Annotated in this window: 23 protein-coding genes; 11 read left to right on the top strand and 12 right to left on the bottom strand. The window is 61.4% G+C overall.

Annotated features, from left to right (window positions below):
- Nucleotides 1–275: 275 nt before the first annotated feature.
- From argH to argC, 5 genes are all read right to left on the bottom strand, one after another.
- Nucleotides 276–1,661 carry an argininosuccinate lyase gene (argH, locus tag I6L44_RS14380; RefSeq protein WP_216952186.1) on the bottom strand — a complete coding sequence of 462 codons (1,386 nt, stop codon included), beginning with the start codon at nucleotides 1,659–1,661 and terminating at the stop codon, nucleotides 276–278.
- Between the two features lie 415 nt (nucleotides 1,662–2,076).
- Nucleotides 2,077–3,312, bottom strand: a complete 1,236-nt coding sequence (locus I6L44_RS14375) for an argininosuccinate synthase (protein WP_033115910.1) — start codon at nucleotides 3,310–3,312, stop codon at nucleotides 2,077–2,079.
- Between the two features lie 68 nt (nucleotides 3,313–3,380).
- Entirely contained in the window at nucleotides 3,381–4,292 is a 912-nt protein-coding gene (locus tag I6L44_RS14370) for an ornithine carbamoyltransferase (protein WP_104016515.1), read from the bottom strand.
- A gap of 25 nt (nucleotides 4,293–4,317) precedes the next feature.
- Nucleotides 4,318–5,097, bottom strand: coding sequence for an acetylglutamate kinase (gene argB / locus I6L44_RS14365; RefSeq protein ID WP_040099221.1), 780 nt, complete (start codon nucleotides 5,095–5,097; stop codon nucleotides 4,318–4,320).
- Nucleotides 5,098–5,227: 130 nt separating this feature from the next.
- Nucleotides 5,228–6,235, bottom strand: a complete 1,008-nt coding sequence (gene argC / locus I6L44_RS14360) for an N-acetyl-gamma-glutamyl-phosphate reductase (RefSeq protein ID WP_110304444.1) — start codon at nucleotides 6,233–6,235, stop codon at nucleotides 5,228–5,230.
- A 271-nt stretch (nucleotides 6,236–6,506) separates the two neighbouring features.
- Here argC and argE point away from each other — a divergent pair, with 271 nt between their 5' ends.
- The 6 genes from argE to I6L44_RS14330 all read left to right on the top strand — a co-directional run bounded on the left by argE (nucleotide 6,507) and on the right by I6L44_RS14330 (nucleotide 14,218).
- The gene (gene argE, locus I6L44_RS14355) at nucleotides 6,507–7,652 is read left to right on the top strand and encodes an acetylornithine deacetylase (protein WP_101530028.1); all 1,146 of its coding nucleotides are present in this window, start codon (nucleotides 6,507–6,509) and stop codon (nucleotides 7,650–7,652) included.
- Between the two features lie 231 nt (nucleotides 7,653–7,883).
- Entirely contained in the window at nucleotides 7,884–10,517 is a 2,634-nt protein-coding gene (gene ppc, locus I6L44_RS14350; protein ID WP_216952185.1) for a phosphoenolpyruvate carboxylase, read from the top strand.
- Nucleotides 10,518–10,868: 351 nt separating this feature from the next.
- Nucleotides 10,869–11,333 carry a Cys-tRNA(Pro) deacylase gene (gene ybaK / locus I6L44_RS14345; RefSeq protein ID WP_005336092.1) on the top strand — a complete coding sequence of 155 codons (465 nt, stop codon included), beginning with the start codon at nucleotides 10,869–10,871 and terminating at the stop codon, nucleotides 11,331–11,333.
- A gap of 136 nt (nucleotides 11,334–11,469) precedes the next feature.
- Complete coding sequence (locus I6L44_RS14340; protein WP_216952184.1) at nucleotides 11,470–12,363, top strand: hypothetical protein; 894 nt, start codon at nucleotides 11,470–11,472, stop codon at nucleotides 12,361–12,363.
- Nucleotides 12,364–12,430: 67 nt separating this feature from the next.
- Nucleotides 12,431–13,222: an ABC transporter substrate-binding protein gene (locus tag I6L44_RS14335; protein ID WP_216952183.1), complete on the top strand. Its 792-nt coding sequence runs from the start codon at nucleotides 12,431–12,433 to the stop codon at nucleotides 13,220–13,222.
- 111 nt (nucleotides 13,223–13,333) lie between these two features.
- Nucleotides 13,334–14,218: a transporter substrate-binding domain-containing protein gene (locus tag I6L44_RS14330; RefSeq protein ID WP_216952182.1), complete on the top strand. Its 885-nt coding sequence runs from the start codon at nucleotides 13,334–13,336 to the stop codon at nucleotides 14,216–14,218.
- Here the strand turns inward: I6L44_RS14330 and I6L44_RS14325 are convergent.
- The gene (locus I6L44_RS14325; RefSeq protein ID WP_216952181.1) at nucleotides 14,212–15,096 is read right to left on the bottom strand and encodes a LysR family transcriptional regulator; all 885 of its coding nucleotides are present in this window, start codon (nucleotides 15,094–15,096) and stop codon (nucleotides 14,212–14,214) included. The genes I6L44_RS14330 and I6L44_RS14325 overlap by 7 nt on opposite strands.
- A 134-nt stretch (nucleotides 15,097–15,230) precedes the next feature.
- Here I6L44_RS14325 and I6L44_RS14320 point away from each other — a divergent pair, with 134 nt between their 5' ends.
- From I6L44_RS14320 to dhaR, 5 genes are all read left to right on the top strand, one after another.
- Complete coding sequence (locus I6L44_RS14320; RefSeq protein WP_088868378.1) at nucleotides 15,231–15,632, top strand: CidA/LrgA family protein; 402 nt, start codon at nucleotides 15,231–15,233, stop codon at nucleotides 15,630–15,632.
- Complete coding sequence (locus I6L44_RS14315; protein ID WP_042081343.1) at nucleotides 15,625–16,314, top strand: LrgB family protein; 690 nt, start codon at nucleotides 15,625–15,627, stop codon at nucleotides 16,312–16,314. The genes I6L44_RS14320 and I6L44_RS14315 overlap by 8 nt, the downstream gene beginning before the upstream one ends.
- A 74-nt stretch (nucleotides 16,315–16,388) precedes the next feature.
- Nucleotides 16,389–17,288 carry a hypothetical protein gene (locus tag I6L44_RS14310; RefSeq protein WP_216952180.1) on the top strand — a complete coding sequence of 300 codons (900 nt, stop codon included), beginning with the start codon at nucleotides 16,389–16,391 and terminating at the stop codon, nucleotides 17,286–17,288.
- Between the two features lie 277 nt (nucleotides 17,289–17,565).
- The gene (locus I6L44_RS14305) at nucleotides 17,566–18,426 is read left to right on the top strand and encodes a patatin family protein (RefSeq protein ID WP_216952179.1); all 861 of its coding nucleotides are present in this window, start codon (nucleotides 17,566–17,568) and stop codon (nucleotides 18,424–18,426) included.
- Nucleotides 18,427–18,536: 110 nt separating this feature from the next.
- On the top strand, nucleotides 18,537–20,438 hold the full coding sequence (gene dhaR, locus I6L44_RS14300) for a dihydroxyacetone kinase operon transcriptional regulator DhaR (protein WP_216952178.1): 1,902 nt from the start codon (nucleotides 18,537–18,539) through the stop codon (nucleotides 20,436–20,438).
- A gap of 89 nt (nucleotides 20,439–20,527) precedes the next feature.
- Here dhaR and I6L44_RS14295 read toward each other — a convergent pair whose 3' ends face one another.
- The 6 genes from I6L44_RS14295 to cspA all read right to left on the bottom strand — a co-directional run bounded on the left by I6L44_RS14295 (nucleotide 20,528) and on the right by cspA (nucleotide 26,283).
- The gene (locus I6L44_RS14295) at nucleotides 20,528–21,610 is read right to left on the bottom strand and encodes a glycerol dehydrogenase (protein WP_216952177.1); all 1,083 of its coding nucleotides are present in this window, start codon (nucleotides 21,608–21,610) and stop codon (nucleotides 20,528–20,530) included.
- A 131-nt stretch (nucleotides 21,611–21,741) separates the two neighbouring features.
- Nucleotides 21,742–22,458 carry a dihydroxyacetone kinase phosphoryl donor subunit DhaM gene (gene dhaM, locus I6L44_RS14290; protein WP_216952176.1) on the bottom strand — a complete coding sequence of 239 codons (717 nt, stop codon included), beginning with the start codon at nucleotides 22,456–22,458 and terminating at the stop codon, nucleotides 21,742–21,744.
- A 1-nt stretch (nucleotide 22,459) separates the two neighbouring features.
- The gene (gene dhaL / locus I6L44_RS14285; protein WP_021231630.1) at nucleotides 22,460–23,089 is read right to left on the bottom strand and encodes a dihydroxyacetone kinase subunit DhaL; all 630 of its coding nucleotides are present in this window, start codon (nucleotides 23,087–23,089) and stop codon (nucleotides 22,460–22,462) included.
- 9 nt (nucleotides 23,090–23,098) lie between these two features.
- Entirely contained in the window at nucleotides 23,099–24,169 is a 1,071-nt protein-coding gene (gene dhaK, locus I6L44_RS14280; RefSeq protein WP_064341830.1) for a dihydroxyacetone kinase subunit DhaK, read from the bottom strand.
- A 238-nt stretch (nucleotides 24,170–24,407) separates the two neighbouring features.
- A complete protein-coding gene (locus tag I6L44_RS14275) occupies nucleotides 24,408–25,766 on the bottom strand; it encodes an NCS2 family permease (RefSeq protein ID WP_005356503.1) in 1,359 nt (452 codons plus the stop codon).
- A 304-nt stretch (nucleotides 25,767–26,070) separates the two neighbouring features.
- Nucleotides 26,071–26,283: an RNA chaperone/antiterminator CspA gene (gene cspA, locus I6L44_RS14270; RefSeq protein ID WP_005316548.1), complete on the bottom strand. Its 213-nt coding sequence runs from the start codon at nucleotides 26,281–26,283 to the stop codon at nucleotides 26,071–26,073.
- Nucleotides 26,284–26,840: the final 557 nt, after the last annotated feature.

Here is a 26,840-nt window from a genome sequence, read left to right as displayed (position 1 = left end):
TTCGTGGAGAATCAAAGATGTTTTCAATCAAATCAATGAAATGTAAGAAATGCAGTAACCACTTCAAAGGGTTCGTGCTGGGTTCTCTCAACGTAATGAGTGAATACACTGCAGCTTGCCCAGCTTGTGGAGATATCCTGTCAGTTTATGGAAGTGGTGAATTCATTGATAAGGCAATACCTGCAAATGCCATTATGTTGAAAAGCGCTTAAAGCCAAGATAAAGCAAGAGGGGGAGCGATTGCTCCCCCTCTTATTTTCCAAATACATCAGAGATCAACCCGCTCGCTTGGCCAGCCACTGTTCGGCGGCGGTAAGGGCTGCCTCTACCTGCTCGCGGGCGACGCCGCCTTTGGCGACCCGCTTGGCCAGGGTCGCTTCCAGTTCCAGATTGGGGTAGACGTCGAACTCGATCACCGGGCTGAAGCGCTGGAACTCGCCGATGGATAGCTCCTCCAGCGGGCGGCCCACACTGATGGCAAAGACCACGGTTTCGCCGACGATATGGTGCGCTTCACGGAATGGAATCCCCTTGGCCACCAGATAGTCCGCCAGCTCGGTGGCGTTGGCGTAGCCGCCCTGCGCCGCCGCCATGGTGCGCTCGCCATTCACCTTCAGATCGATCAGCACCAGCGCCGCCATGTCGAGGCAGTCGTGCCAGGTGTCCAGTGCATCGAACAGCCCCTCCTTGTCTTCCTGCATGTCCTTGTTGTAAGCCAGCGGCAGCGCCTTGAGGCTCATCAGCATGCCCATCTGGGCGCCGACCACCCGGCCGGTCTTGCCGCGAATAAGCTCCAGCGCATCCGGGTTCTTCTTCTGCGGCATCAGCGACGAGCCGGAAGTGACCGCATCGGAGAGCTCGACAAAGCCCGCCTCGCCGGTGTTGTAGAAGATGAGATCTTCAGCAAAGCGCGACAGGTGGGTCATGGAGAGGGACGCCACGTGCATCAGTTCCACTACGTGATCCCGATCGGAGACCGAATCCAGACTGTTGCGGGTGGCGCCGGCAAAGCCCATGTCGAGCGCCAGCGCTTCGCGGTCGATGGCGTAGGCAGTGCCCGCCAGCGCGCCGCAGCCGAGCGGGCTGGTGTCGAGGCGCTTCAGCGCATCCTGCAGGCGGGAGTAGTCCCGCTCCAGCATCTCCACATAGGCCAGCGCCCAGTGGGCATAGGTGACCGGCTGGGCCCGCTGCAGGTGGGTGTAACCGGGTAGCACCGCCGCCTGATTGGCACGGGCGGAGGCGACCAGCCCCTGCTGCAGGGCGGTGATGGAGCCGAGCAGCAGCTCGCCCTGCGCCTTGCACCAGAGTTTCAAGTCGGTGGCGACCTGATCGTTGCGCGAGCGGCCGGTGTGCAGTTTCTTGCCAAGATCGCCGACGGCGGCAATCAGTTGGCTCTCGACCCAGGAGTGGATATCTTCGGCGTCCGAACTCAGGATCTGCTGGGGATCCTGCTGCACCGAGGCGAGCAGCACCTCCATCGCCTGTTGCAGTTTGCCCTGCTCATCGGCGGTCAATACGCCCACTTTCACCAGCGCTTTGGCCCAGGCCATGGAGCCCTGAATATCCTGCTCCGCCAAGCGGTAATCGAACCGCAGCGAATCGTTGAACTGTTTGAACCGGCTATCGGCTCCCTGACTGAAGCGTCCACCCCAAAGTGCCATACTGCTCTCCTTGAATGCGTTGTCGGTAGGCGTTTACGCCTGCCATACTCGCGCGGCCTCTTGGCCTGCGCGCAGAAATCTTGCCCTGTATTTTCCTGAATAACAGTGCGGTGGTGATGAGTGCTGTTGCCGTTGAACACGTCAAATCCAGCAACTGCGAATCGGTTCCCTCTCACTCTGGGAGAGGGCTAGGGTGAGGGTAATTCCCCCCTCATCCCCGCCCCTTCTCCCGCAAGGGGAGAAGGGAGAAAATACGTCAGCATCATATTCACACAGCCCCTGTTATCTCACAGAAGCGGCCGGGGCGCTGCCGCTCTTGTCACACCCGCTGATGATGGGTCAGGGGGCTATGCCCTCTGCCTGTAGAAGAGGGGGCCATGCCCCCTCAACGGAATCAACGGGTTATCGCGCTTGCTTAGCCGTGGGTGTGATCGCCACCGATAGCCTGATGCTGCTCCTTCATGGCGCGGATCCGGCTGGCCAGGGTGTAGAGACGGATAAAGCCTTCTGCATGGCTCTGGTCATACACTTCGTCGGCGCCGAAGGTGGCGAAGTCTTCGGAGTAGAGGCTGTTCGGCGACTTCTTCTGCACCGCAGTGACCTGACCCTTGTACATCTTCAGCACCACTTCACCGTCGAGATCTTCGGCGATGGCGTTGGCAGAGGCGAGGATCGCCTTGCACAGCGGGGTGAACCAGCGACCGTCATAGACCAGATGGGAGAACTCGGCACCCAGCTTCTCCCGCCAGGCGCGGGTCGGGCGATCCAGTACCAGCTCTTCCACAGCGCGCAGCGCGGCGACCATCACGGTACCGCCCGGGGTCTCGTAGCAGCCGCGGGACTTCATCCCCACCATCCGGTTTTCAGTGATGTCGATGCGGCCCACGCCGTGCTTGCCGGCACGCTCGTTCAGGGTCATCAGGATCTGGTGCGGGCTGAGCGGCTGGTCGTCAACGGCCACCACTTCACCCTGCGCCACGGTCAGCTTGACGTACTCCGGCTGGTCCGGTGCCTGCTCGGCCGGTACGGTCCACTGCCAGACCGCTTCGGAGGGCTCGTTCCAGGTGCTCTCCAGCTCGCCACCCTCGGTGGAGATGTGCCAGGCGTTGGCGTCGCGGCTGTAGATCTTCTTCAGGGTCGCCTTGCAGGGGATGTTGCGGGTCTCCAGATAGGAGAGCAGATCTTCCCGGGAGCGCATGTCCCAGATCCGCCACGGGGCGATCACTTTCAGCTGGGGTGCCAGCGCGGCGACCGCACCTTCGAAACGCACCTGATCGTTACCCTTGCCGGTGCAGCCGTGGGAGATGGCATCGGCCCCTTCCGCCAGCGCCGCTTCGACCATCGCCTTGGCGATCACCGGACGGGCCATGGAGGTGCCCAGCAGATAGGTGCCCTCATAGACGGCGCCGGTCTTCAGGGTCGGGTAGACGTACTCTTTGACGAACTCTTCCCGCAGATCCTTGATGATGCACTTGGTGGCGCCGGAGGCGATGGCCTTCTGCTCGATCCCTTCCAGATCGTCGCGCTCCTGACCCACATCGGCCACGAAGGCGATGATTTCGGCGTCATAGTGCTCTTTCAGCCAGGGAATGATGGCCGAGGTATCCAGTCCACCCGAGTAAGCCAGTACGATCTTGTTGATTCCGCTCATGTTACTTCTCTCCGTGATGATTCGATGATGATTCAATAAAAGGGTCGTGATTCAGGTTGAGTGCCGCGTTACTTGCCGCCAAGAAGGGTCAGCAACACGGCGTTCTGGATATGCATCCGGTTTTCGGCTTCGTCCATGATGAGGGAGGCGGGGCCATCCATCACCTGCGAGGTGATCTCCAGCTCCCGGTGCGCCGGTTGGCAGTGCAGCACATGTGCAATGCCGGTGCGGTCGAGCAGAGCCTGGTTGATCTGGTAAGGCATAAAGAGGTCTTTGACCTGCTCCATCGGGGTGTTGTCGCCCATGGAGACCCAGGTATCTGTGTAGGCCACATCGAACCCTTCAATATCCGCCACGTCATCGCTGATGTGGATGGTTGCCCCCGACTTGGCCGCCAGTGCCTGCGCCTGCAGGAAGATCTGGGTATCCGGGCCGTGGCCTTTCGGGCAGATCAGGGTGACGTCGGTGCCCAGTGTCGCCCCCAGCAGCAGCAGAGAGTGGCTGACGTTGTTGCCATCACCGAGGTAGGCAAGCTTCACCTTCGACAGATCGTCGTAGTGCTCGGCAATGGTCATAAAGTCGGCCAGCCCCTGACAGGGGTGGTAGAGGTTGCACAGGCTGTTCACTACCGGCACTGTGCCGTGCTCTGCCAGCTCGACCAGGGTCTGGTGATCGAACACCCGGGCGACGATGGCATCACACCAGCGCGACAGGTTGGCGGCGAAATCCTTCACCGACTCCCGCTTGCCCAGCGCGCCGTTCTGCTGATCCAGATAGACGCTGTGGCCACCCAGTTTGGCGATGCCGATATCGAAGGTGACCCGGGTGCGCAGGGAGGGCTTCTCGAACAGGGTGACCACGCTCTTGCCGGCCAGCGCCTGGCTGTACTTCTTCGGGTCGGCCTTCACTGCTTTGCCCAGCGCAATCAGCGCTTCGATCTGGGCTTTGTTCAGATCACTGTCTTTCAGAAGATGTTGCATCGGATGTTCCTTGTTCCGGTGGAGATCAAATAGCTACCTGGGTGCCGACCGCGCCGCCAGCCAGCAGCTTGAGCAGCTGATCCGGGTAGCGCCAGCTGGCGACACAGACCGGCTTGCCGAGGGTCTCGGCGGCGTGCAGGGCTGCTTCTACCTTGACCGCCATACCGTCCGTGATCACCCCTTTCTCCATCAGATCCAGTGCGGTCAGCTTGTCGAGCTGGGGCACCAGCTTGCCCTTGCCATCGAGGATGCCGCTCACATCGGAGAGCATCACCAGATCGGCGCCGAGGGCCTCGGCAATGGCGGTGGCCGCCTGATCCGCGTTGACGTTCATCAGTTGCCCTTCGGCTGTGATGCCGATGGAGCTCACCACCGGTAGGAAGCCCTGACCGAGGATGCCCGCCACCAGTGCCGGGTTGCCCGGCTTGCACTCGCCGACCGCGCCGAGATCCGGGTCGAGCTGGGTCACCTGACAGAGGCCGCCGTCGGCGAGGCAGAGCCCCACCGCCGGAATGCCAGTGGCGATCGCCTTGGCCATCATCTGCTTGTTGGCGGTCCCCGCCAGTGCACCGGCAATAAAGGGGATCTGCTCGAACGGGGTCACCCGCAGGCCGTTCTTCTTGGTAGAGGTGAGACCCAGCCCCTTGAGCAGGTCATCCACCAGACAGCCACCGCCGTGTACCAGCACCAGCGGACGGTGCTGATCGTCGAGAAAGGTTTTGAGGGTGGCGAACAGGGCGGTCAGCGCCTCGTCGTTCTCGATAAGGGCGCCGCCCAGCTTGATTACCAGAGTTTGCTTGTCCATATCTCTCAATCCTTCCTTAAATCAGGCATTGGCCTGCGTAATAGCGCTGTTATGTCCAACTGGAAAGGGCACCGAACTCAACGTGATTACCAACGTCTGTTTGTCCATGTTCGAGATCCTTCCTAAGTCCTTAAATCAGGCCGGTGGCCGGTTCAAAACCAAATTTGATATTTATGCACTGCATGGCTTGCGAGGCGGCGCCCTTGAGCAGGTTGTCGATGGCGGATACCACCACCAGCATGTTGCCCTGCTGTTGCCAGGCGATATCGCAGTAAGGGGTGTTTGCCACACCGCGAATAGAGGGCATCTGGCCGGTGAGGCGCACCAGCGGCTTGCCTTCGTAAGCCTTGAGGAAGGCCTGATCCACCTGCGTGGGGGTGACGCCGTCCGCCAGCTGCACATAGATGGTGGCCAGAATGCCGCGCACATAGTTGCCAAGGTGGGGCTGGAACAGCACCTCCTTGCCGAGGTGATGGCTGATCTCCGGCTGGTGTCTGTGATTGAAGGTGCCGTAAGGGTTGAGGCTCACTTCGCAGAAGCTGGTGTTGATGGCTGCCTTGCGCCCGGCACCGGAAACCCCTGAGACGGCGTTGATGATGGGCTGCCACCCCTTGGCAATCAGGCCATCCTGCTGCAGCGGCTTGAGAGCACAGAGGGAGGCGGTCGGATAACAACCCGGCACCGCAATCAGCTGGGCGGTAGCGATGGCATCGGCATTCCACTCCGCCAGACCATAGACGGCCTGATCCAGCCACTGTTCGCTGTCGTGGGTGAAGCCGTAGAAGCTGTCGTAAAAGCCCTGATCCTTGACCCGGAAGGCACCGGAGAGATCGAACACCGGCAGCCCCTTGGCGAGAAACTTGGGCGCCAGCTCGGCGCTCACCTCGTGGGCGGTGGCCAGCAGCACCAGATCGGCCTGGGTCAGGATCCGGGTCATGCCATCGTCGTCCAGCGGCAGCAGCGGCTGATCGAGGGCGCCTACCCACTGGGGATGCAGGGAAGAGAAGCGCTTGTGGGCATCCTGACTGCCGGCGGAGACGTAGAGGCCGAACAGTTTGAGTTGTGGATGGTTCTGTACCAGTGCGGCCAGTTCGGCTCCCGCGTAGCCACTGGCACCGACGATAACGGTGTTAAGCATGTTGAATATTCCAAGTCAGAGTTCGAGATTCACAGCATGACGCTGCAGTGCACAAGGGTGTTCGAGCGCCCCTTTGCACAAGTGCGGAGGGGCAATTCAGGCGGGTGTGTGTCGTCGGTTATAGATCAGGTGACAGAACATTAACTTTCCCTTACAACTAGAAGCCTTTGTTGATGAGCCAGATATTCAGGTAAAATTACAGAATATTCATGCACTCACTTTGCATTTGTATTTTCTAACAGAAACATTCCGGGGACGCAAGGAGGAGCTGATGGCCAATCTGGATTTTTTTTCACTTTATAAGAATATTATTGCGATTCCCTCTATCAGCAGCACGGATCCCAAGTGGGATCAGAGCAATGAGGCGGTGATCCGGCTGCTGGCCGACTGGTTCGGTCAGCTCGGTTTTCAGTGCGAGGTGACGGCGCTCCCCGATCTGCCGGGCAAATTCAATCTGGTGGCGACGATGGGTCAGGGGGAGGGCGGTCTGCTGCTGGCGGGTCACACAGATACGGTGCCGTTCGATGAGGGGGGTTGGAGCAAGGATCCCTTCAAGGTGACCGAAGAGGGCAATCGTCTCTATGGCCTCGGCACCATCGACATGAAGGGCTTCTTCGCCTTTATCGTGGAGGCGCTCAAAGATATTGACCTCACCAAGCTGACCAAGCCGCTGCGCATTCTCGCCACTGCCGACGAAGAGACCACCATGGCGGGGGCCCGCGCCATCGCCGCGGCGGCCGAGCTCAAACCCGACTACGCCGTGATTGGCGAGCCGACCGGACTGGTGCCGGTGGTGGCCCACAAAGGGCACATGTCGGAGGCGATCCGCATTACCGGCAAGAGCGGTCACAGCTCGGATCCCGCCAACGGCGTCAACGCCATGGAGATCATGCATAAGGCGATGGGGCAGGTGCTGCGCTTGCAGCAGGATCTGAAAGATCGCTACGCCGACCACCGCTTTGCCGTGCCGCAGCCGACCCTGAACCTGGGTTACATTCAGGGGGGCGACAGCCCGAACCGCATCTGCGGCTGTTGCGAGCTGCATATCGACCTGCGACCCACCCCGCAGGTGGGGCCGGATGAGCTGATGGGGATGCTCAAAGAGGCACTGTCGCCCATCGAGATCCACCAGCCGGGCTGTCTGCATCTGCAACATCTGCATGAACCCATTCCCGCCTACGCCTGCGCCGACGACTCTGTGCTGGTGCGCGAAGCTGAGAAGGCGAGCGGTCGCGCCGCCGAGTCGGTCAACTACTGCACCGAGGCGCCGTTTATCCAGCAGCTTGGCTGCGAGACCATCGTCATGGGCCCCGGCCATATCACCCAGGCGCACCAGCCGGATGAGTATCTTGACCTCTCCTTCGTCAAGCCGACCACCTCGGTGTTGCAACACCTGATCAGACGTTTTTGCCTGTAGCGGCGGCGGTGAAAGGGGCGTAAGAACTGTAAGTAAGTTACATAACAAGCCGATTGTGGAGTGGTGATGGAAATACATGTTCTGAATCGGCCTGTTATTTGACCTTGCTCAGACAATCTGGGTAGATTGTCACCCTAAGATGACGGAGCATATGTTGTAATCGCACAACAATAAGTGAGGTCGTCTAGCACCCCGGATGGGTGTCAGGCACCAACAAGATAAGGATGTGGAATGAACGAAAAGTACGCCGCACTACGCGCCAACGTAGGTATGCTGGGTCAGCTGCTGGGTAAATCCATCAAGGATCATCAGGGTCAGGCCTTTCTCGACAAGATCGAAACCATTCGCCAATTGGCCAAGTCCTCCCGCAAGGGCAATGAATCAGACCGGGAACGTCTGCTCGATACCCTGCGAACCCTGAGCGATGATGAACTGCTGCCGGTGGCCCGCGCCTTCAGCCAGTTCCTCAATCTGGCCAACGTGGCGGAACAGTTCCACACCATCTCCCGTCGCTGTGAAGAGCAGGTCTGCACCCCGGACCCGCTGGAGCAGATGTTCGACAAACTGAAAGCCTCCAACCTGTCGCAAGAGGCCATCATTCAGGCCGTGCGCGAGCTGGATATCGATCTGGTGCTGACCGCTCACCCCACCGAGGTGACCCGCCGCACCCTGATCCACAAGCACGTACAGCTCAACGACTGCCTCGAGGCGCTGGAGCTCTCTGACCTGCTGCCCCGCGAGCGGGACAAGATCCTCAATCGCATCGAACAGCTGATCAATCAGGCGTGGCACACCAACGAGATCCGCGAACAACGCCCGACTCCAGTCGACGAGGCCAAGTGGGGCTTCGCCGTGGTGGAGAACAGCCTGTGGCCTGCCATCCCAGAATTCATGCGCAATCTGGACGAGCGTCTGCAACACCATCTGGGTGTGCGGCTGCCGCTGGATGCCGCGCCGGTCAAGTTCACCTCCTGGATGGGCGGTGACCGCGACGGCAACCCCTTCGTTACCGCCAAGGTGACTGCCGAAGTGCTGGAGCTGGGCCGCTGGATGGCGGTGAGCCTGTTCTACAAAGACATCAAGGAGCTCACCTCCGAGCTCTCCATGTCCGACTGTACCGACGCCGTGCGTGCTCGCGTTGGCGATCACCCCGAGCCCTACCGCGCGCTGGTGCGCGAGCTGCGTGAAGCGCTGCGCGAAACCAAGGAGCACCTCACCGCCAAGGTGCAAGGCCAGGCTAGCGAGAGCCAGGATCTGGTCAAGACCACCGCCCAGCTGCGCGAGCCGCTGGAGCTCTGCTACCACTCACTGCACGCTTGCGGCATGGGCAATATCGCCGATGGCATGTTGCTGGACGTGCTGCGCAAGGTCGCCTGCTTTGGCATCCATCTGGTCAAGCTGGATATCCGTCAGGATGGCGAGCGCCACGGGCTGGTTTTCTCCGAGCTGACCCGCTATCTGGGTCTGGGTGACTACGCCGAGTGGAGTGAAGATGACAAGCAGGCCTTCCTGCTCAACGAACTGAACTCTCGTCGCCCGCTCATTCCCCACGACTGGGAGCCGAGCGCCGAGGTGCGCGAGACGCTGGATACCTGTCAGGTCATCGCCCAGCACGACCCCGATGCGTTCGGTATCTACATCATCTCCATGGCCGGAGCGCCGTCCGACGTGCTGTCGGTGCAACTGCTGCTCAAAGAGGCGGGCTGCAAGTTCCGTATGCCGGTTGCCCCGCTGTTTGAAACCCAGGATGACCTGATGGCAGGCACCGCCGTGATGGAGCGTCTGCTCTCGGTGGACTGGTATCGCGGCTACATCCAGGGCCGTCAGTACGTGATGATCGGTTACTCCGACTCCGCCAAGGATGCGGGCATGATGGCCGCAGGCTGGGCCCAGTACGCCGCCATGGAATCCCTGGTGGGGCTGGCCGAAGCCAACAATATCCGCCTCACCCTGTTCCATGGCCGTGGCGGTACCGTCGGTCGCGGTGGTGCCCCTGCCCATCAGGCCATCCTCTCCCAGCCGCCGGGATCCCTGCGCGGCGGTCTGCGTACCACCGAACAAGGGGAAATGATCCGCTTCAAGTTCGGTCTGCCGAAAGTGGCGATCAAGAGTCTGGAGCTCTACACCAGCGCCGTGCTGGAAGGGAACCTGCTGCCGCCGCCCAAGCCGAAAGAGTGCTGGCGCGAGGTGATGGAACAGCTGGCCGCCGACTCCTGCGATCACTACCGAAGCATTGTGCGCGGTCATCCGGACTTCGTCCCTTACTTCCGTGCCGCCACCCCGGAGATGGAGCTCGGCAAGCTGCCGCTCGGCTCCCGTCCCTCCAAGCGCAAGCCTAACGGCGGCGTCGAGAGCCTGCGCGCCATTCCGTGGATCTTCGCCTGGACCCAGAACCGCCTGATGCTGCCGGCTTGGCTCGGTGCCCACAAGGCGCTGCAACAGGCCATCGACGGCGGCAAGCTGGCGGTGCTGGAAGAGATGAGCGCCCAGTGGCCCTTCTTCCGCACTCGCCTCGAGATGCTGGAGATGGTGTTCCTCAAGGCGGACGTCTGGCTCGCCGAGTACTACGACACCCGTCTGGTGCCGCAGGAGCTGTGGGGCCTTGGCAAACAGCTGCGTCAGGAGCTCGCCGAATCCATCGAGGTGGTGCTGAAACTGAGCCCGTGCGGGGATCTGCTGGAGGATCAGCCCTGGATCAAGGAGTCCATCAAGCTGCGCAACCCCTACACAGACCCGCTCAACGTGCTGCAAGCCGAGCTGCTCAACCGCTCCCGCAACCACCCGGAGACCCTGCACCCCGAGCTGGACAAGGCGCTGATGGTCACCATCGCCGGTATTGCGGCAGGTATGCGCAACACCGGTTGATCGCCAGCCCAAGCCAGCAGGCTTCAGCGATATCCATCCAGCCAAAGGGCGCCGACAAGGTGCCCTTTGTTTTTTGTTGCCCAGCAGAATTCGGCTCGATGGGAACCCCACCCATGTTTTGGACTGTATTTTGTAGGGTGCAGCAAGCGCAGCGCATTGTACGGCTCGGAAATGATTTTAGCCCTGACTCGTCCTGTGTTTAATTCGGCAAGCGGCACAATTCATCTTGTTCATTGCTCTCTACTCATTACCGGTGATGGGTACAGATTTCCCCTCCGGCTTGCATCACTCGCCACGCAGGCGCAGACTGTTTGGCCTTGTTTTTATGCGATTCGATTCAAGGCAACCATCATGACTCCTGCCATCAACCTGCTGAAGAAGCTCAAAATCCCCCACAAGCTCTACCCCTATGAGTGCGAAGCCCACGATGATTTCGGCAAGCATGCCGCGACCCAGCTCGGGTTGCCGGAGGCGCAGGTGTTCAAGACTCTGGTTGCCCATCACGACAAGCAGGCGGTGGTGGCCATCGTTCCCTCATCCGGCATGTGCAGTCTGAAGCAGCTGGCCAAGGCGACTGGTCTCAAGAAGGTGGAGATGATGAAACCGGCGGAAGCGGAGAAGCTGACCGGTTACAAGGTGGGTGGCATCAGCCCGCTGGCCCAGAAGAAGCTGCTGCCCACCGTGCTCGACGAGTCGGCGCTGCAGTTTGACGAGATCCTGGTGAGCGGCGGCAAGCGCGGCCTCTCGGTCGGTGTGGCGCCGCAGGATATGCTGACGCTGATGAAGTGGATCGCCGCTCCCATCGGCGAAGAGTAGTGCCGGGCACGTTGTGAACCTGTTCTCCGGGCCTGTGGTGGCCCGGATAGCCCCACCTGTGAGCGGGCGCGTGCCCTGTGCTCAACGGGGTGCGTGCCAGTCTATAATGGGTGAACCCCGTTGTATGAGTTCAGCCATGATGTACCGACTTCTGTTGCTTTGCCTCTGTTTATCCCTCCCCTCTGCCTTGCTGGCTGCCACCCGTTTTACCCTGCTCAGCCCTGAAAACAGTCAGGATATGCGGATGCGTTATTACCGTGAGGTGATGCAGCTGGCGCTAGAGAAAACTCGCCCCGAATATGGCGACTACGAGTTGCTGGACTCCCTGCCGATGAACAAGGCGCGGATGCGGATCGAGGTGCAGGAGCAGGGCAAAAACGCCCTCTTTATTGTCGACAGCTGGCCTTATCAGGGGGAGGCAGTGGCGGATCAGGTGGCATCGATCCCGTTCCCGATCGATATGGGGATCCTCGGCTATCGGGTCTGTTTCGTCGGCTCGGATCGTGCTGCCGAGCTGGCGCGGGTGAACACCCTGGATCAGTTGCGCCACTTCACTCAAGGGGTGGGCACCGGCTGGCAGGATGCGGTGATCCTGCGCAACGGCGGGCTGACTGTGCATGAGGTGGATAACTACGAGTCGCTGTTTCGTATGGTGGCACGAGGGCGCATCGATCTCTTCTGTCGTGGGGCCAACGAGATCCTGTCGGAGTGGCAATCTCATCAGGGCAAGGTGGCCGGTTTGACGGTCGATCGCCATCTGGCCCTTTTCTATCCGCTGATCCACGTGTTCTACAGCAATGCCCGCTACGTTCAGGAGCGCGAGCGCCTTGAGCGCGGTCTGCAACTGGCCTGGCAGGATGGTTCGCTCAAACGGCTCTGGCGCCATCACTTCCAACCCTCGCTGGTGTTTGCCAATCTGGGGGCTCGCCAGATTGTCCGGCTCGGCAATCCGCAGTTACCCAAGGACGGTTTTGACTATCGCCCCTACCTTTACAACCCGCTGACGGATGATTTCGGTTCACAACCCTGAGCCGGGTTATCAGGTGCGCAGCTCTGATAGAGTAAGGGAGAGATCATTGCCGCAAAGGAGATGGCCCATGCACGCATCTGCCCTCTCCTTGCTCTTCATCGCGTTGCTGCTGCCTGCCACCGGCGGTGCAGCCCCGGTCTTTACGCTGCGTACCTGCCTCGAAAACAGTGACTCCTACCCCTGGCTGCTGCAATCGGGGGAGGGGATTGTCCAGTATCACCTAAAGGCGGTTGCTACCGCCCTCAATGCCGAGATCGTGCTGACGCCGCTGCCGTGGAAGCGCTGCCTCTCTCGGGTGAGCAGTGGCCAGATGGATGCGGCCATCAAGATGAGTTACAGCGTCGAGCGGGCGACCAGGGTGGGGGTCTATCCCATGCGTGAGGGCAAACCCGACCCCGCCAAGCGGCTGCTGACCGAGAGCTACAGCCTCTACCAGCTAAAGGGGGGCAAGAGCCTGTGGGATGGCACCACCCTCAGGATCAAGGGCATGGTGGCGGCCCAGTCGGGATTCTCCATCGTCGACTGGTTGCAGGCTGCGGGAGCCGAGGTGGATGACTCCAGCCGTGACCCGCTGATCATGTTGAAAAAGCTGGTGATGGATCGGGCGCAGGCGACCGCCATCCAGACCGAGGTGGCCGACAGCATTCTGGCGGCCCATCCCGCGTTGCAGGCCCGTATCGAGCGGCTGTCGCCGGTACTGGTGGAGAAGCCCTACTATCTGGTCTTCTCTCACCGCTTCTATCAATCTCATCCCCGACAAAGCCGGCAGGCGTGGGATGCCATCGAGCAGGTGCGCGACTCTGCTGCCTATCAGCGTTATGCCACATCGCTCAGAAGCACACCTCCGGTGGGGGAGTAGGCTGATGGATGCGACTGGCCGAAAAGTGGAGGAGAGCGTGGGGTGGCGGCAGGGCCGAGCGGCCAAGCTAGGGGCTACACTGAAAGAACCCCTTCAGCCAAGGCGCGGTTTATGTCACCCCTGCATCTGCTGGCTGCCGCTCTGCTCTGCATGTTGTCGCTGACCGGACAGGCGGCCACCCGGTTTACCTATATCAGCCCGGAGAGCGAGCGGGACCCGCGCACCACTTATGATCGGGAGCTGCTGCGGCTCGCCCTCGACAAGACCCGCGACCAGTTTGGCGACTATCTGTTGGAGCCTGCGCCGCCCATGACCAAGGCGCGCGAGCGGGTCAGCATGCAGCTCGACAACTATCCCAACCTCTTTGTAATGGACAGCTACAGCAGCACCCGCGAGGATCTGGGGCTCGCCTATGTCCGTTTTCCCATCCATCTGGGGATCGTCAGCTACCGCATCTGTTTTGTCAGCCCGCAGCAAAAGGGGGCGGTGAGCAAAGTGACCGACCTCAAGGGGCTGCGCCAGTTCACCTTCGGTCAGGGCAAGGGGTGGCTGGATGTGGATATCCTGCGTTACGCCGGGATGGAGGTGGTGGAAGTGGAGGGGTACGAAAAGCTGTTCAAAATGGTGGCGCGGGGCCGCTTCGATCTCTTCTGCCGCGGGGTGAGCGAGCTGCGCAGCGAGCAGCTGACCCACAAGGAGATGACGGACCTGCTGGTGGATGATGCATTGTTGATCTACTACCCGCTGCCCCGGGTTTTCTACACCAATCCCAACAATCGCGAGGCGCTGCAGCGGGTCGAGCGGGGGTTGCAGCTGGCGTGGCAGGATGGCTCGCTACAGGCGCTGTGGCGCAAGAGCTTTGGCCCGGCCATCGCTTTTGCCAAGCTCTCCCAGCGCCGACTGCTGCGACTGGATAACCCCTTCCTCGACGGGATCAGCTTCGATTTCCGCCCCTACTTCTACAATCCGCAGACCGATCGCTTCGGCGATTACTGAGGTGCCTGCCGCTGGCGGCAGAGGGCCAACCAGGCCTCGGCGGTGCGGGAGAGATAGCGCTCGCTCGGCCAGATCACCCCGAGTCGCCAGCTCAATTCGGGCTCCAGCGGCCGCAGCACCAGACCATCCGGGGTCAGCCGGTGGCAGACCGGCTCCGGCAAGAAGGCGACCCCCATGCCGCTGCGTACCATGGCGGTGAGAAAATCCCACTGGCTGCTGCGCGCCGCCACCTGAGGCACAAAGCCCGCCTCCTGACATGCCTGCTCCAACCGCTCGCTCAGGGTAAACGCCTGGGTATAGAGCAGGAAGGGCTCCTCCTGCAGGGACTCCAGCCGCAGCGGCGTCTCGCCATGCCAGCGGGGTTGATCAGGCAGCACTACCCGGATCGGGTATTGATCCAGCTCCAGCGCGCTGAGGGCGCCCCCCTCTTTGGTCGGCAGCATGGTGATGGCGAGATCCAGCTCCCCCTCCAGCACCGCCTGTTCGATGCGACGGCCGCCGTACTCCACCAGGGTCAGCTCCACCTTGGGATAGCGGGTGCGGTAGGCGCGGATCAGATCCGCATAGACGTGACCCACCATGGGGGGAATGCCGAGGGTGAGGCGACCATGTTGCAGGCTCTGCAGATCCGCCAGTTCGGCCTCCAGCTGCTGCATCTCAGCCAAGATGGTCTGGGCACGGTTGAACAGCACCTGGCCGCTGTCGGTCAGGGTGAAGCGGCGCCCTTCCCGGTTGAGCAGGGGTTGGCCCAGCTCCTCCTCGATATTGCGGATCATCTTGCTGATGGTGGGCTGGGTGACGAACAGCTTTTCAGAGGCGCGGGTGAAGCTTTTTTCCCGTACCAGTTCGACAAAATAGCGCAGGGCGCGAATATCCATGGACTCTCTCGACTCGTGTTGGCGGGTACGGGATGAAGTATGCCTATGTGGCATGAATTCGATAATTTTAATTCATTTCTGGCAGGTTTTGCTCAACTCTATACTGTGAGCCGGTTCACAGAAAGACGATGATCATGAAAGCCCTCTGCTTGCGCTGGTTACAGACTCCCTTCCAGATTGTGTTGCTGGCAGCCATCTGGCTGCTGGCCGATACCGCGGTGCGTACCCTCCATCTGCCGCTGCCCGCCAACCTTACCGGCATGCTGTTGCTGCTGGCCTGCATCCTGCTCGGGGTGGTCAAGGCGCAGTGGTTTGAGGCGGGTGCCCGCTGGCTGCTGGCGGAGATGCTGCTCTTCTTCGTCCCCGCCGTGGTGGCGGTGGTCAACTATCAGGATCTGCTGTTGCAGGAGGGGTGGCGCATCATGGTGGTGCTGCTGGTGAGCACCACCCTGGTACTCGGCACCACGGCGCTGGTGGTGGATCGGGTTTACCGCCTCGAACTGAAACTGGCCCGCCGGAGTCGCCGTCATGTCTGATACCCTGCTCGGGCTGATCTGCTTCGCTCTTACCCTGCTCTTCTACTACGCCAGCAAATGGCTCTACGGCAAAAAGCGCATCCTGCCGCTGATGCCGCTGCTGCTGGCGCCGACCCTACTGGTGGCCGTGGTGCTGCTGTTCCACATCCCCTATCAGGACTACATGGCGGAATCCCACTGGCTGCTCTGGCTGCTGGGCCCGGCGACCGTCGCCTTCGCGGTGCCGGTCTACGAGAACCGCCAGCTCATTCGTCGCCACTGGCTGTCGCTGTCGGTGGGGGTGGTCGCCTCGGTCATCATGGCGGTGGGGAGTACCGTGCTGCTGGCCCGTTGGCTCGATCTCTCCGACATGCTGCAGCGCAGTCTGGCGATGCGCTCCATCACCACGCCGTTTGCGGTGGAGGCGACCCGCGCCATCGGCGGTCAGAGCGATCTCACGGCGCTGTTTGTGGTGCTGACCGGCGTCATCGGCATGGCGGTGGGGGAGAGCGTGCTCACCGTGCTGGCCATTCGCAGCCGTCTCGGCAAGGGGGCGGGGTTTGGCGCCTCGGCCCACGGCGCTGGAACTGCTAGGGCTTATCAGATGGGTAATGAGGAGGGAGTGGTCTCCAGCATGGTGATGATGATTGCCGGCATGGTGACCGTGCTGCTGGCCCCCCTGCTGGGCCAGCTGTTCTGGTAGGCCTGGCTTCCCTTTAGAAGGCTGCTCGTCCCGGCGCTACACTCTAGTGAGCGTGTATTCCCGGGATGAGCAGTATGACCTTTCATCGCCTCGCTTCCTGCTTGCTGTTGTGCAGTATTTCCCTCCTTGCCACTCCCCTACGGGCGAGCGACGTCATCACTCATATCAGCCCCGAGAGCGATCGGGACTTGCGTACCCTCTATTTTCGCGATCTGTTGCAGCTGGCGCTGGAGAAGACCCGCGACAGCTTCGGTGACTACGAGCTGCGAACCGCGCCGCCGATGAACCGTATCCGGATGCGACAGATTGTGCAGACTCAGCAATACCCCAATCTGTTTGTGGCCGACAGTCTGCGTCCGGCCGCAGAGAGCGGAGCGCTGGATTACGTCCGTTTTCCGGTGGAGCTGGGCATCCTCGGTTATCGCATCTGTTTTGTCAGTCCGCAGCAGGCCGACGCAGTGGCAAGGGTCAATACCCTGACCGAGCTGCAGCAATTTCTGCACGGGCAGGGGCGTGGCTGGCAGGATGCGGAGATCCTGCGTCATGGGGGATTCAAGGTGCAGGAGGTCGACGGTTACGAGCGGCTGTTCAAGCTGGTGGCCCGTGGCCGCATCGATCTCTTCTGCCGCGGTGCCAACGAGCTCTTTATCGAGCAGGAGCAGCACAGTGATCTGCCCGGCCTCACCGTGGATCGGCGAGTGGCGCTGCACTATCCCTTCCTCCATCTCTTCTACACCCACAAGGATAATCAGGCCGCCATCCGCCGCCTCTCGGTCGGCCTCAAGCTGGCGTGGCGGGATGGCTCGCTGCAACAGCTCTGGCTGTGCCACTTCAAACCTTCCCTCGAGCAGGCGCAGCTCCCCAGACGCCTGTTGTTCGAGTTGGCCAATCCGCGCCTTGATAAGGTGGACTTTGATTATAGGGCCTACCACTACAACCCCGTTGACGGGACGTTCGGGCCCGGGCTGCCTTGAACCTGATGGTGTTGTTAGCGGATAAAGGGCCGTCTCTGCTGATGTGCTAAACCATGCCAAAAAGGCATGTTTTTTATTATTTAAATTCATTTTTTGATGGTTGTTGCGCTGCATATACTGGGGGTCGCTTCACGGTTCAGGTTTGCTCCTGTCCGCTTCTGGCTTGCGCGAGTGAGCCTGAATCGTCCTGCTGCGGCGTCTTGATGTTCTGCATGAAGGCGTCCATCACTGGGCCGGGATCGATCCCGGCAGGTATTACAGCTGACGGAGCCTTGTTATGTTTAATCCCCACTCTTGCGCCCTGATTGTCGAAGGGGGCGCGATGCGCGGCATCTTTGCCAGCGGCGTGCTCGATGCGTTTGTCGAAAGTCACCACTACCCGTTCGATTTCGTCATGGGCGTCTCGGCCGGTGCCACCAATCTGGTCTCTTATCTGAGCGAGCAGCCGCGCCGCAGCCACCACATCATCACCGAGCTGGCTTGCAGCTCCCGGTTTCTCGATCCCCTGCGCTTTGTCAAAGGGGGCGATCTGGTGGACATCGGCTGGCTGTGGCAAGCCAGTCGCCATCGCTTCCCGCTCGATCTCGAGACTTTCTGCGCCCGCGACATTCCCTTCTATGCGGTGGCGACCGATGTGGCGAGCGGCAAGGCCATCTATCTGCCGGTGCGGCCCGACAACATGGATGAGGTGCTGACCGCCACCTGCGCCCTGCCGGTGGTGCAGCATGATACCCCCTGTGTCGATGGTCGCCCCATGGCCGATGGCGGCATCAGCGACTCCATTCCGGTGATCGAGGCCTATCGGCGCGGTGCACGGCGGATGACAGTGGTGCTGTCGGAACCCCGGGGCTATCGCAAGAAGCCGGCCCGTTTCTGCTGGATGGTCAAAGCCTTGCTGAAAACCCAGCCTGCACTGGCGCAAGCTATGCTGGAGCGGGATCGCGCCTACAACCGGGCGCTCGATTTCATCGCCAATCCCCCTGCCGATTGCGACATCGAGGTGATCGCGCCACCGACCGATTTCATGGTCTCCCGTTTTACCCAGGATCCGATCAAGCTGGAGTCCGGCTATCTGCAGGGTTACTGGCAGGGGCGCCAGAGCGTGCTGCGGGCAGTCAGGACTGTACGTGCCGCTTAGCGGCAACCTGGTGTCTTTAAACGTTGCCACCCTCTGAGGCAGGTCACTGAATCGGGGGCGCTGGCGTGGTTAAATGGTCGGCTCACATCTTGCCGGATATTGTTGTGACCATGCCATCTGACCTTCAGCCGCTGCTCGCTTGGCCTGACTATCTGCAGGCCTCCTGGCTGCGCTGCGCCCACCAGACCAGTGCCACCCTCTGGCATCCACCCCACAGCGCCAAGGGGCAGACCTTGCAGAGCCTGCGCCAGCGCAAACGGGATCTGCTCACCACCGGCGAGATGGCCCTCGAAGATCTCTACGAATTTATGGAGGGGCGCCCCTGCGCCCTGCTGCTCACCGACGAGAGCGGCTGCCTGCTGGCCCGGACCGGCCACCCCGCCACCCTGCGCGAGCTGGCGGCGCTGGGGTTTGGCCCCGGCGCCTTTTTCAGCGAGGGGCGTATCGGCACCAATGCCATCAATCTGGCCGCGCTGGAGGGCGTGCCGCTCTGCGTCAGCGGTGCTCAACACTTCAATCAGACCCTCCACCCGTGGCACAGCTGTGCCAGCCCGGTCTACAACAGCAATGGCCGTCAGGTCGCCATCATCGCGTTGATCTGCAAGGTGGAGGAGGCGAGCGCCGGCGATCTGGCGCTCACCGTCAGCGCCGGGCGCGAGCTGGCCCATCTGCTGCAGATGGAGACCCTGATGCAGGAGTCCCAGCACCACCTGAGCGAACTTTATGCCCTGCTCGATGGCATGGATGACGGTGTGCTGGCCTGGGACCCTCAGGGGCGCTTGCGCTACCTCAATGCGCTGGCGGCCCACCGGCTGCGGCTCGATCCGGCGCTCTGTCTCGGCCAACCGCTGGAGCAGCACCTGCTGTTGCCCCAGCGGTTGCAGTTGGCCATCAAGGGGCAGACGCCACTGAGCCATGTGGAGGTAACGCTGGAGCGGCTCGGCGCGCAGGAGGGGGAGTTTATCAATGCGCTGGTGAGCCTCAAGCCGCTGCCAGGGCCGGAGGGGGTCAGCTTTATCGCCCTGCTGCACCCGGTCGATCGGCTGCGGGCCATTCATCAGCTGCGCCAGACGGTGCCCGAGCTGTCGGCGCTGGTGGCGGAGTCGAGCGCCATGCGCAAGTTGCTGCGCTACGCCCGGCAGGCGGCCCAGAGTCAGGGGCCGATCCTGCTGCGCGGCGAGGAGGAGGTGGGCAAGGCCCAGCTGGCGGAGGCGATCCACTTTGGCAGCGAGCGGGCCGCCGGGCCGCTTATTACCCTCAACTGCAAGGCGCTGCCGAGCGAGCGGATGGCGCTGGAGCTGATGGGCTCCGACGAGGCGGGGCAGGAGCGGGCGGGCAAGTTCGAGCTGGCCCACGGCGGCACCCTGGTGCTGGAGCAGGTGGAGTGCCTCTCTGCCCCCATGCAGGCGGCGCTGCTGCAACTGCTCAAGACCGGCCGCATCCAGCGCTTCGATTCGGCCCGCATTCTGCCGCTCAAGGTGCGGATCATCGCCACCAGCAGCGCCCCGCTGGAGCAGCTGGTGCAGGAGGGGCTGTTTGGCCGCCAGCTGCTCTATGCCTTGCAGGCGTGCGAGCTGTGGCTGCCGGGGCTGCGGGAGCGCGCGGCCGATCTGCCGGGCCTTATCAGCCAGCAGTTGGCGGCGCAGGGGCGCGAGCCGGTACGCCAGTTCAGTCCGGCGGCCCTCGATTGTCTGCTGGCCTATCCCTGGCCCGGCAATCTGGGGGAGCTGCGCAGTGCGGTGGAGCATGCGCTGCTCCACGCCGGTCAGGGGCTGATCCCGCCCGAGGCGCTGCCTGCCGCCATTCGGCACGGTTATCAGCGGGTGGCGGACGAGGTGGTGGGACAACCGCTGCTCACGCTGGCGGAGCTGGAGCGGCAAGCCATCTTGCGCTGCGCTCACGCCTGCAAGGGGCAGGTGAGCCAGATGGCCCAGCATCTTGGTATCAGCCGCACCACCCTGTGGCGACGGCTCAAGCTGCTCGAGATCGATCCCGCTGACTATCACGGTTGACGGTGAGCCGTCGCCAACTGGCCCGTAGAAAACGAAACGGCCCCGCAGATGCGGGGCCGTGTTAAATGGCTAGGTCAGTCGTGGTGTGGTTACAGCCCCAGCTGGTGGGCGGTGACGATGGCCGCCAGCACATCCTCGGCGGTGACCTTGAACGGCATATTGTGGATGGTCTCGCCCTCGGCAGTGGAGGCTTTGGCTACCTCCATCAGGCGCGTCATATCCAGCTCCTTGACCCCCATCATATGCAGGTTGGTCGGCAGGCCCACCGAGCGGCAGAAACCCAGAACGGTTTCGATCTCCGCCATCGGCGCGTTCTCCAGCACCAGCTGCACCAACGTACCGAACGCCACTTTTTCACCGTGATAGAGGTGGTGACACTCGGCCAGCTGGGTCAGACCGTTGTGGATGGCGTGAGCGGCGGCCAGTCCGCTGCTCTCGAAGCCGATTCCGCTCAGGTAGGTGTTGGCCTCGATGATATTCTCCACCGCCTTGGTGCATAGCCCCTGCTCTACCGCCAGCTTGGCCTTGTAACCATCGGCCAGCAGAGTCTTGTAGCAGAGCTCGGCAATGGCCTGCGCCGCCAGGGTGGAGGCGCCACCGGCCATGGTCTGGCAACCTGACACCTTGTTGGCCCGCGCCTCGAAGTAGGTGGAGAGCGCATCACCCATGCCGGAGACCAACAGCCGTACCGGGGCGCGGGAGACCACGCCGGTATCCATGATGACCATGTTGGGGTTGGTCGGGATCATCAGGTATTCGCTGAACTGCCCCTCCGGGGTGTAGATGACCGCCAGCGCGCTGGTGGGGGCATCGGTGGAGGCGATGGTGGGTACTATGACCACCGGCACCTTCTGGTAGAAGGCGACCGACTTGGCGGTATCCAGCGTTTTGCCGCCGCCGATGCCGATGATGACGTCAAACGGGGTCTGCTGGCAGCGGGCCAGCAGGCGGTCGATCTCGGGGCGGGAGCACTCGCCGTTGAAGCAGTCGAACTCCGGCTTGATACCGGCGCCGTGGAAGCTGGTGGCTACGGTATCGCCCACCAGCTTGGTGACGAAGGCGTCGGCCAGAATAAGCGGCTTGCTGCCGAGCGCCTTGACGTAGTTGCCGATATTGGCGAGGGCCCCGTTGCCTTGCACGTATTTGCTGGGGCTGATGATAATGCGGTCCATATTTTATCCCTCTCTCTTTATGAATTAAGAATCGGGGCGAAGGGGCGGCTGTGCCGGGGACTCCTTCGTCTTGAATGAAGCTGCACAGGCTCAGCGAGCGAGTGCAGCCCTTGAAACAGTGGCGTGCGGCGTCAGTCGCCGAAACGCTCGTCGGCCAGCTGCTGGAAGCAGGTCAATGCTGCGGTGGCATCCTCGCCGCGCGCCAGCAGGGTGAGCGCATCGCCCTGACGCACGTTGAGCATGGCGAGCCGGGTCAGGCTGCGGGGATTGGCCTCTTTATCCCCCTTTTGCAGCTTGAGTTCGGCGGCAAAGGGCTTGAGGGCGGCCACCAGTCGGGCGGCGGGGCGCACATGCAGGCCGTGGGGGTTATCCACCACCACCTCGCAGCGCAGCCAGCCGTCGTCGACAACGGGGGCTGTCTCGGTGGCGGCCTGCGCCGCGCTGGCAGGCAGCATCGCCTGTTTCGGGCCCAGCGCGCCGATCGCCTCGGCGGCCACCTCATCCAGCGTCAGGCCGGAACCGGCCGCCACCATGGCGGCCAGGGTACCCTCGACCAGCGGGGCGGGGCAGAGTCGCACCCTCGCGCTCAGCTCCGGGGGCAGCAGTTCGAGGGCGGTCTCGGCGCTGAGCAGGGCGCTGCCCAAGTCCATCAGCACCAGCACGCCGCTGCCGTCGTCCGCTTCTTCAATCGCACTCATCACCGCGATGGCATCGGTACCGATGGGGTGGTCGGGGTCATCGACCCCGGCCGCCAGCAGCAATCGGGCCGGGCTGCCGAGCTGGTCGGCCAGCGCTTTCAAACCGGCCGCCAGCATGGCGCTGTGAGAGACAACTACGATTCCGATCATGTCACAACCTCGCTCTGTCACGCAGGGCGGTCAGCAGCAGCAGGGTCGAGGTGGCCCCAGCATCCTGATGGCCGATGCTGCGCTCGCCAAGATAGCTGGCGCGCCCCTTGCGGGCCTGCATCTGGATGGTCGCCTCGGTACCGGCCGCGGCGGCTGCCACCGCTTTATCCAGTGCTTCGTTGAGCGGCAGCTCTTGCTGCTGCGCCTGTTGCAGGGCGGCCAGTGCCGGCCACCAGGCGTCGCACATGGTCTTGTCGCCCGGCTCGGCACGGCCGCGGGAGACGATCCCCTCGACCCCGTCGCTCAGCATTTTGCACAGCTGACTGAGGCTCAGGCTCTGGCAGGCGTCACTGCTGGCCGCCGCCCGGATGAAGAAGGTGCCGTAGAGCGGGCCGCTGGCACCGCCGACCGAGGAGAGCAGGGTCATGCCGGTGGTTTTCAGTACCTGCCCGATATCCTTGTCCGCCACTGCTGGCAGCTTCTCGGCCACCTTGGCGAAGCCGCGCTGCATGTTGAGGCCGTGGTCGCCGTCGCCGATGTCGGTATCCAGCGCGGTGAGGTAGTCACGCTGCTCGGTGAAGATATGCTCGCAGTCGAGCAGCCAGTTGACGATGTGATGCTTGCTTAACATGGGTTCTCCTTAGCAGCCGCGACGCAGGGCGGGGGTGTGAACGGGGGCATCCCACAGGGTCATCAGTTCATCATCCACCTTGAGCAATGTGATGGAGATGCCGGTCATGTCGAGCGAGGTGCAGTAGGGGCCAATCAGGTTGCGCACCAGATGGATGCCCGCCTCCTCGCACAGGGTGGCAAGGCGACCATAGACGCCATAGAGCTCGGAGATGGGGGTGCCGCCGAGGCTGTTAACCAGCGCGATAACCCGATCGCCCTTGTTGAGTGGTTCAATAAAGGTGTGCTCTTCCTGCCAGCTGCCGCTGGTGCGATCCCAGTGGCGCAGGGTACGGCCGTAGGGAGTGTTGTCCGCCAGCTCGCTGAACATGTCGTCCACCAGGGTATTGAGGTCGGTGAAGGGGCGACGTTCGATGCCCGGTTCGCCGTGGATACCGACGCCGAACTCCATCTCGTTGTCCGCCAGAGTGAAGGAGGGCTTGCCAGCGGCCGGCACGGTGCAGGCATGCATGGCCACGCCTATGGTGCGGCTCTGGTTGTTGATGCGGCGGGCCAGCGCCTCGCAGCGGGCAAGGTCATAGCCCGCCTCGGCTGCGGCACCGACCAGCTTCTCGCACAGCACGGTCGTGGCAACCCCACGGCGACCGGCGGTGTAGAGGCTGTCTTTGACCGCCACGTCGTCATCGATCAGGGCGAAGCCCACTTTTACGCCGTCGCCGTGCAGGAGCTCGACCGCGGTCTCGAAGTTGAGCACGTCACCGGTGTAGTTCTTCACCAGAAACAGCACGCCCGCGCCGCCATCAACGGCCTGACCGCACTCGTACATCTGATCCGGGGTCGGAGAGGTAAAGATCTCGCCGGGGCAGGCGCCATCCAGCATCCCTTTGCCCACCAGACCGCCGTGCATCGGCTCGTGGCCGCTGCCACCGCCGGAGACCAGCGCCACCTTACCCATCACGGGGGAGTCGGCGCGGGTGATGTAGTGGGGTTCGATACGTACCTTGAGCTCGGGGTGGGCGGCTGCCATCCCCATCAGTTGTTCACGGACCACAGCATCGACGGCATTGATCAGTTTCTTCATGGCTCACTCCTTGGCTTGCCACCGCACGGGTGGGCAAATGGTTGATGGAGCCAGTCTAACGACAGAAAAAGGGATAAAAATGACGGGTGATTTGGTTCGGATTTGAAACAGCAGAAGGGGGCTCGGTGTTTCAATCTGAAACGGCGCAGGGCTGGCGGGCGGGAAACTGTTAGCTGACTCACAGCCATGAAAAAGGGCCCCGCAGGGCCCTTCGCTACAACCGGAATATGCGGACGGGTTAGATGGCCCAGCCACCGGCGTAGAAGACCACCAGCGCCACGGCGATGATGACGGTGCCGACATTGAGCTTCTTCCACTCGGCAGCGAAGATGCGGCCAACGACCAGCGCCACGAAGCCCAGCATGATGCCGGTGACGATGTTGCAGGTGAGCACGATAAAGACGGCGCACAGCATGCCGGAGAGGGCATCAACCGAGTCGCTGAAGTCCAGCTTGGTGACGTTGCCCAGCATCAGCAGACCGACATACATCAGCGCCGGTGCGGTGGCGTAAGCCGGTACCAGATAGCTGAGCGGGGAGAGGAAGATCATCAGCAGGAACAGCACGCCGACCAGCGCGGCGGTCAGGCCGGTCTTGCCACCGGCCGCGGTGCCTGCGGCGGATTCGATGTAGACGGCAGCCGGAGCACCGCCAACGGCGCCTGCCACCATGCTGCTGACGGAGTCGGCAGTCAGGGCCTTGCCGCCGCTGATGATGTGGCCACGTTCGTTGATGAGACCCGCCTGTCCGGCCACGGCACGGATGGTACCGGTGGCGTCAAACACGGCGGTCATCACCAGCGCCAGTACGGTCGGAATGACCACCGGATTGAGGGCGCCCAGCAGATCCATGCTGCCAACCAGCGAGCCTTTCTCACCAGTCAGGCTCGGCATGGCGAAGAAGCCCTGCCAGGTCACTTTCGGGTCGAAGATAAGACCGAGGATGGAGATGGCGATAATCACCATCAGGATGCCGCCCGGCACCTTGCGACGCTCCAGACCGAAGATGGCAGCCAGACCCAGCACCGTCATGATGACCGGGAAGGCGGTCACTTCACCGAGCTGTACCGGCAGACCGGCCCCTTCGTTCTTGATCACCATGCCAACACCGTTGGTGGCGATCAGCAGCAGGAACAGACCGATACCGATGCCGGTACCGTGGGCGATGCCGGAGGGGAGGTTGTCCAGGATCCACTGGCGCACGCCGGTGACGCTGATCAGGGTGAACAGCACACCCATCAGGAAGATCGCGCCCAGCGCGACCGGAATACTCAGTCCCTGACCCAGTACCAGACTGAATGCGGTAAAGGCGGTGAGGGAGATGGCGCAACCGATAGCCATTGGCAGCTTGGCCCACAGCCCCATCAGCAGGGAGCCGAAGGCGGCGATCAAACAGGTGGCCACAAACACCGGGCCCTGCTCAAAGCCGGCGGCACCCAGCATGTTCGGCACCACTATGATGCTGTAGACCATCGCCAGGAAGGTGGTCAGCCCCGCGACCAGCTCCTGACGCACGCTGCTGCCGCGCGCAGAAATGGAAAAATAAGAGTCCAGAAAGCCGCCTGTCCCTGTTTGGGCGGCCATATCTTGCTTTGCCATAACTAATCCTGAAAGTGTGAAGGAAATCGTTTGCGTTGGTGGCGCGCAAAATAGCAAGAATTCGCGGCAAATACAGCGGATAACCTGACTTTTTCGTCACTATTTTACATTTTGAGTCCATTCGGAGCTCATTCTAAGGCTCAAGCGGTGAGAGTGTGTAAGGGAGGGATCAAGTGGTCGGGGGAGTGGAGATCAGTGAGGAAAAAGCGGGGAAAAACAAAAAACCCGCCTAAGCGGGTTTTTTTAATTCTTGCAGAGCTGTCAGCAGTTGGCATGAGCCATCAGCAGCATGCTCCGGCTTGAATTACAGACCAACTACGTTGGCAGCAGCCGGGCCTTTCTGGCCTTGCTCGATGGTGAACTCAACGCGCTGACCTTCGTCCAGGGTTTTGAAGCTGGTGGACTGGATAGCGGAGAAGTGTACGAACACGTCTTTGCTGCCGTCAGCCGGGGAGATGAAACCAAAACCTTTCTCAGCGTTGAAGAACTTAACGGTACCAGTCATTTTGTTAGACATAATAATTTCCTTAAATAGTGTTGAATGCCACCTAAATGGCAATTTTTGATTTTTCGTCAGCAATACGTATGGGGAGCACTAAAGAAGGAGAATTATTTGATAAGAATTATCCGAGGATAACGCTTATGCTAATCACTGCTTTACTAAAATGACTGCCTAACATAATCAGGTCTGAACTGCCGAACCATCGAGAAAGATTAAAACACGCTCTCATTTTTAAAGCAAACTTTATCTCGATATTAATGTTTTGTAACAGCCAAAAATATCATTTTTTATAGTAAATATGATGCATTTCAACGGCATAGAAAAATCAGTGCAGACTCATATCACCCTGTGGCAAGTCAGATTCGGCTTTTTTGTCCTGACTATGTAGCCAGTTCTGGCAAAAAATATGAGAAAAAATGAAAAAGGTGGCGATAGACCGGGGATTGTCAGTTGGCGTTCTCTCTAACTCACAATGTAAATCACTTCTTTGCTGCTGCGATTAGCTTCTGGGCTGCAAATCAATGGCGGCGCCAAATCTGGCCCATCGAGCATTGCCCAGACATACAAACGCC

It is taken from the genome of Aeromonas sp. FDAARGOS 1414 (genome assembly GCF_019047065.1).
Lineage (GTDB): Bacteria > Pseudomonadota > Gammaproteobacteria > Enterobacterales > Aeromonadaceae > Aeromonas > Aeromonas veronii_A.
Note: the sequence above shows the minus strand (reverse complement) of the source record. Positions and strands in the feature narration are given on the sequence as shown.

Bases quoted from the DNA above. Each gene is read 5' to 3' on its own strand.
- I6L44_RS14320 (WP_088868378.1), top strand. From the start codon at position 15,231: ATGAAAGCCCTCTGCTTGCGCTGGTTACAGACTCCCTTCCAGATTGTG.
- cspA (WP_005316548.1), bottom strand. From the start codon at position 26,283: ATGTCTAACAAAATGACTGGTACCGTTAAGTTCTTCAACGCTGAGAAA.
- dhaK (WP_064341830.1), bottom strand. From the start codon at position 24,169: ATGAAGAAACTGATCAATGCCGTCGATGCTGTGGTCCGTGAACAACTG.
- I6L44_RS14295 (WP_216952177.1), bottom strand. From the start codon at position 21,610: ATGGACCGCATTATCATCAGCCCCAGCAAATACGTGCAAGGCAACGGG.
- I6L44_RS14335 (WP_216952183.1), top strand. From the start codon at position 12,431: ATGCACGCATCTGCCCTCTCCTTGCTCTTCATCGCGTTGCTGCTGCCT.
- I6L44_RS14305 (WP_216952179.1), top strand. From the start codon at position 17,566: ATGTTTAATCCCCACTCTTGCGCCCTGATTGTCGAAGGGGGCGCGATG.
- dhaL (WP_021231630.1), bottom strand. From the start codon at position 23,089: ATGTTAAGCAAGCATCACATCGTCAACTGGCTGCTCGACTGCGAGCAT.
- I6L44_RS14340 (WP_216952184.1), top strand. From the start codon at position 11,470: ATGATGTACCGACTTCTGTTGCTTTGCCTCTGTTTATCCCTCCCCTCT.
- I6L44_RS14370 (WP_104016515.1), bottom strand. From the start codon at position 4,292: ATGCAACATCTTCTGAAAGACAGTGATCTGAACAAAGCCCAGATCGAA.
- I6L44_RS14375 (WP_033115910.1), bottom strand. From the start codon at position 3,312: ATGAGCGGAATCAACAAGATCGTACTGGCTTACTCGGGTGGACTGGAT.
- I6L44_RS14315 (WP_042081343.1), top strand. From the start codon at position 15,625: ATGTCTGATACCCTGCTCGGGCTGATCTGCTTCGCTCTTACCCTGCTC.
- argB (WP_040099221.1), bottom strand. From the start codon at position 5,097: ATGGACAAGCAAACTCTGGTAATCAAGCTGGGCGGCGCCCTTATCGAG.
- argH (WP_216952186.1), bottom strand. From the start codon at position 1,661: ATGGCACTTTGGGGTGGACGCTTCAGTCAGGGAGCCGATAGCCGGTTC.
- argE (WP_101530028.1), top strand. From the start codon at position 6,507: ATGGCCAATCTGGATTTTTTTTCACTTTATAAGAATATTATTGCGATT.
- I6L44_RS14330 (WP_216952182.1), top strand. From the start codon at position 13,334: ATGTCACCCCTGCATCTGCTGGCTGCCGCTCTGCTCTGCATGTTGTCG.
- ppc (WP_216952185.1), top strand. From the start codon at position 7,884: ATGAACGAAAAGTACGCCGCACTACGCGCCAACGTAGGTATGCTGGGT.
- I6L44_RS14325 (WP_216952181.1), bottom strand. From the start codon at position 15,096: ATGGATATTCGCGCCCTGCGCTATTTTGTCGAACTGGTACGGGAAAAA.
- I6L44_RS14275 (WP_005356503.1), bottom strand. From the start codon at position 25,766: ATGGCAAAGCAAGATATGGCCGCCCAAACAGGGACAGGCGGCTTTCTG.
- dhaR (WP_216952178.1), top strand. From the start codon at position 18,537: ATGCCATCTGACCTTCAGCCGCTGCTCGCTTGGCCTGACTATCTGCAG.
- ybaK (WP_005336092.1), top strand. From the start codon at position 10,869: ATGACTCCTGCCATCAACCTGCTGAAGAAGCTCAAAATCCCCCACAAG.
- dhaM (WP_216952176.1), bottom strand. From the start codon at position 22,458: ATGATCGGAATCGTAGTTGTCTCTCACAGCGCCATGCTGGCGGCCGGT.
- argC (WP_110304444.1), bottom strand. From the start codon at position 6,235: ATGCTTAACACCGTTATCGTCGGTGCCAGTGGCTACGCGGGAGCCGAA.
- I6L44_RS14310 (WP_216952180.1), top strand. From the start codon at position 16,389: ATGACCTTTCATCGCCTCGCTTCCTGCTTGCTGTTGTGCAGTATTTCC.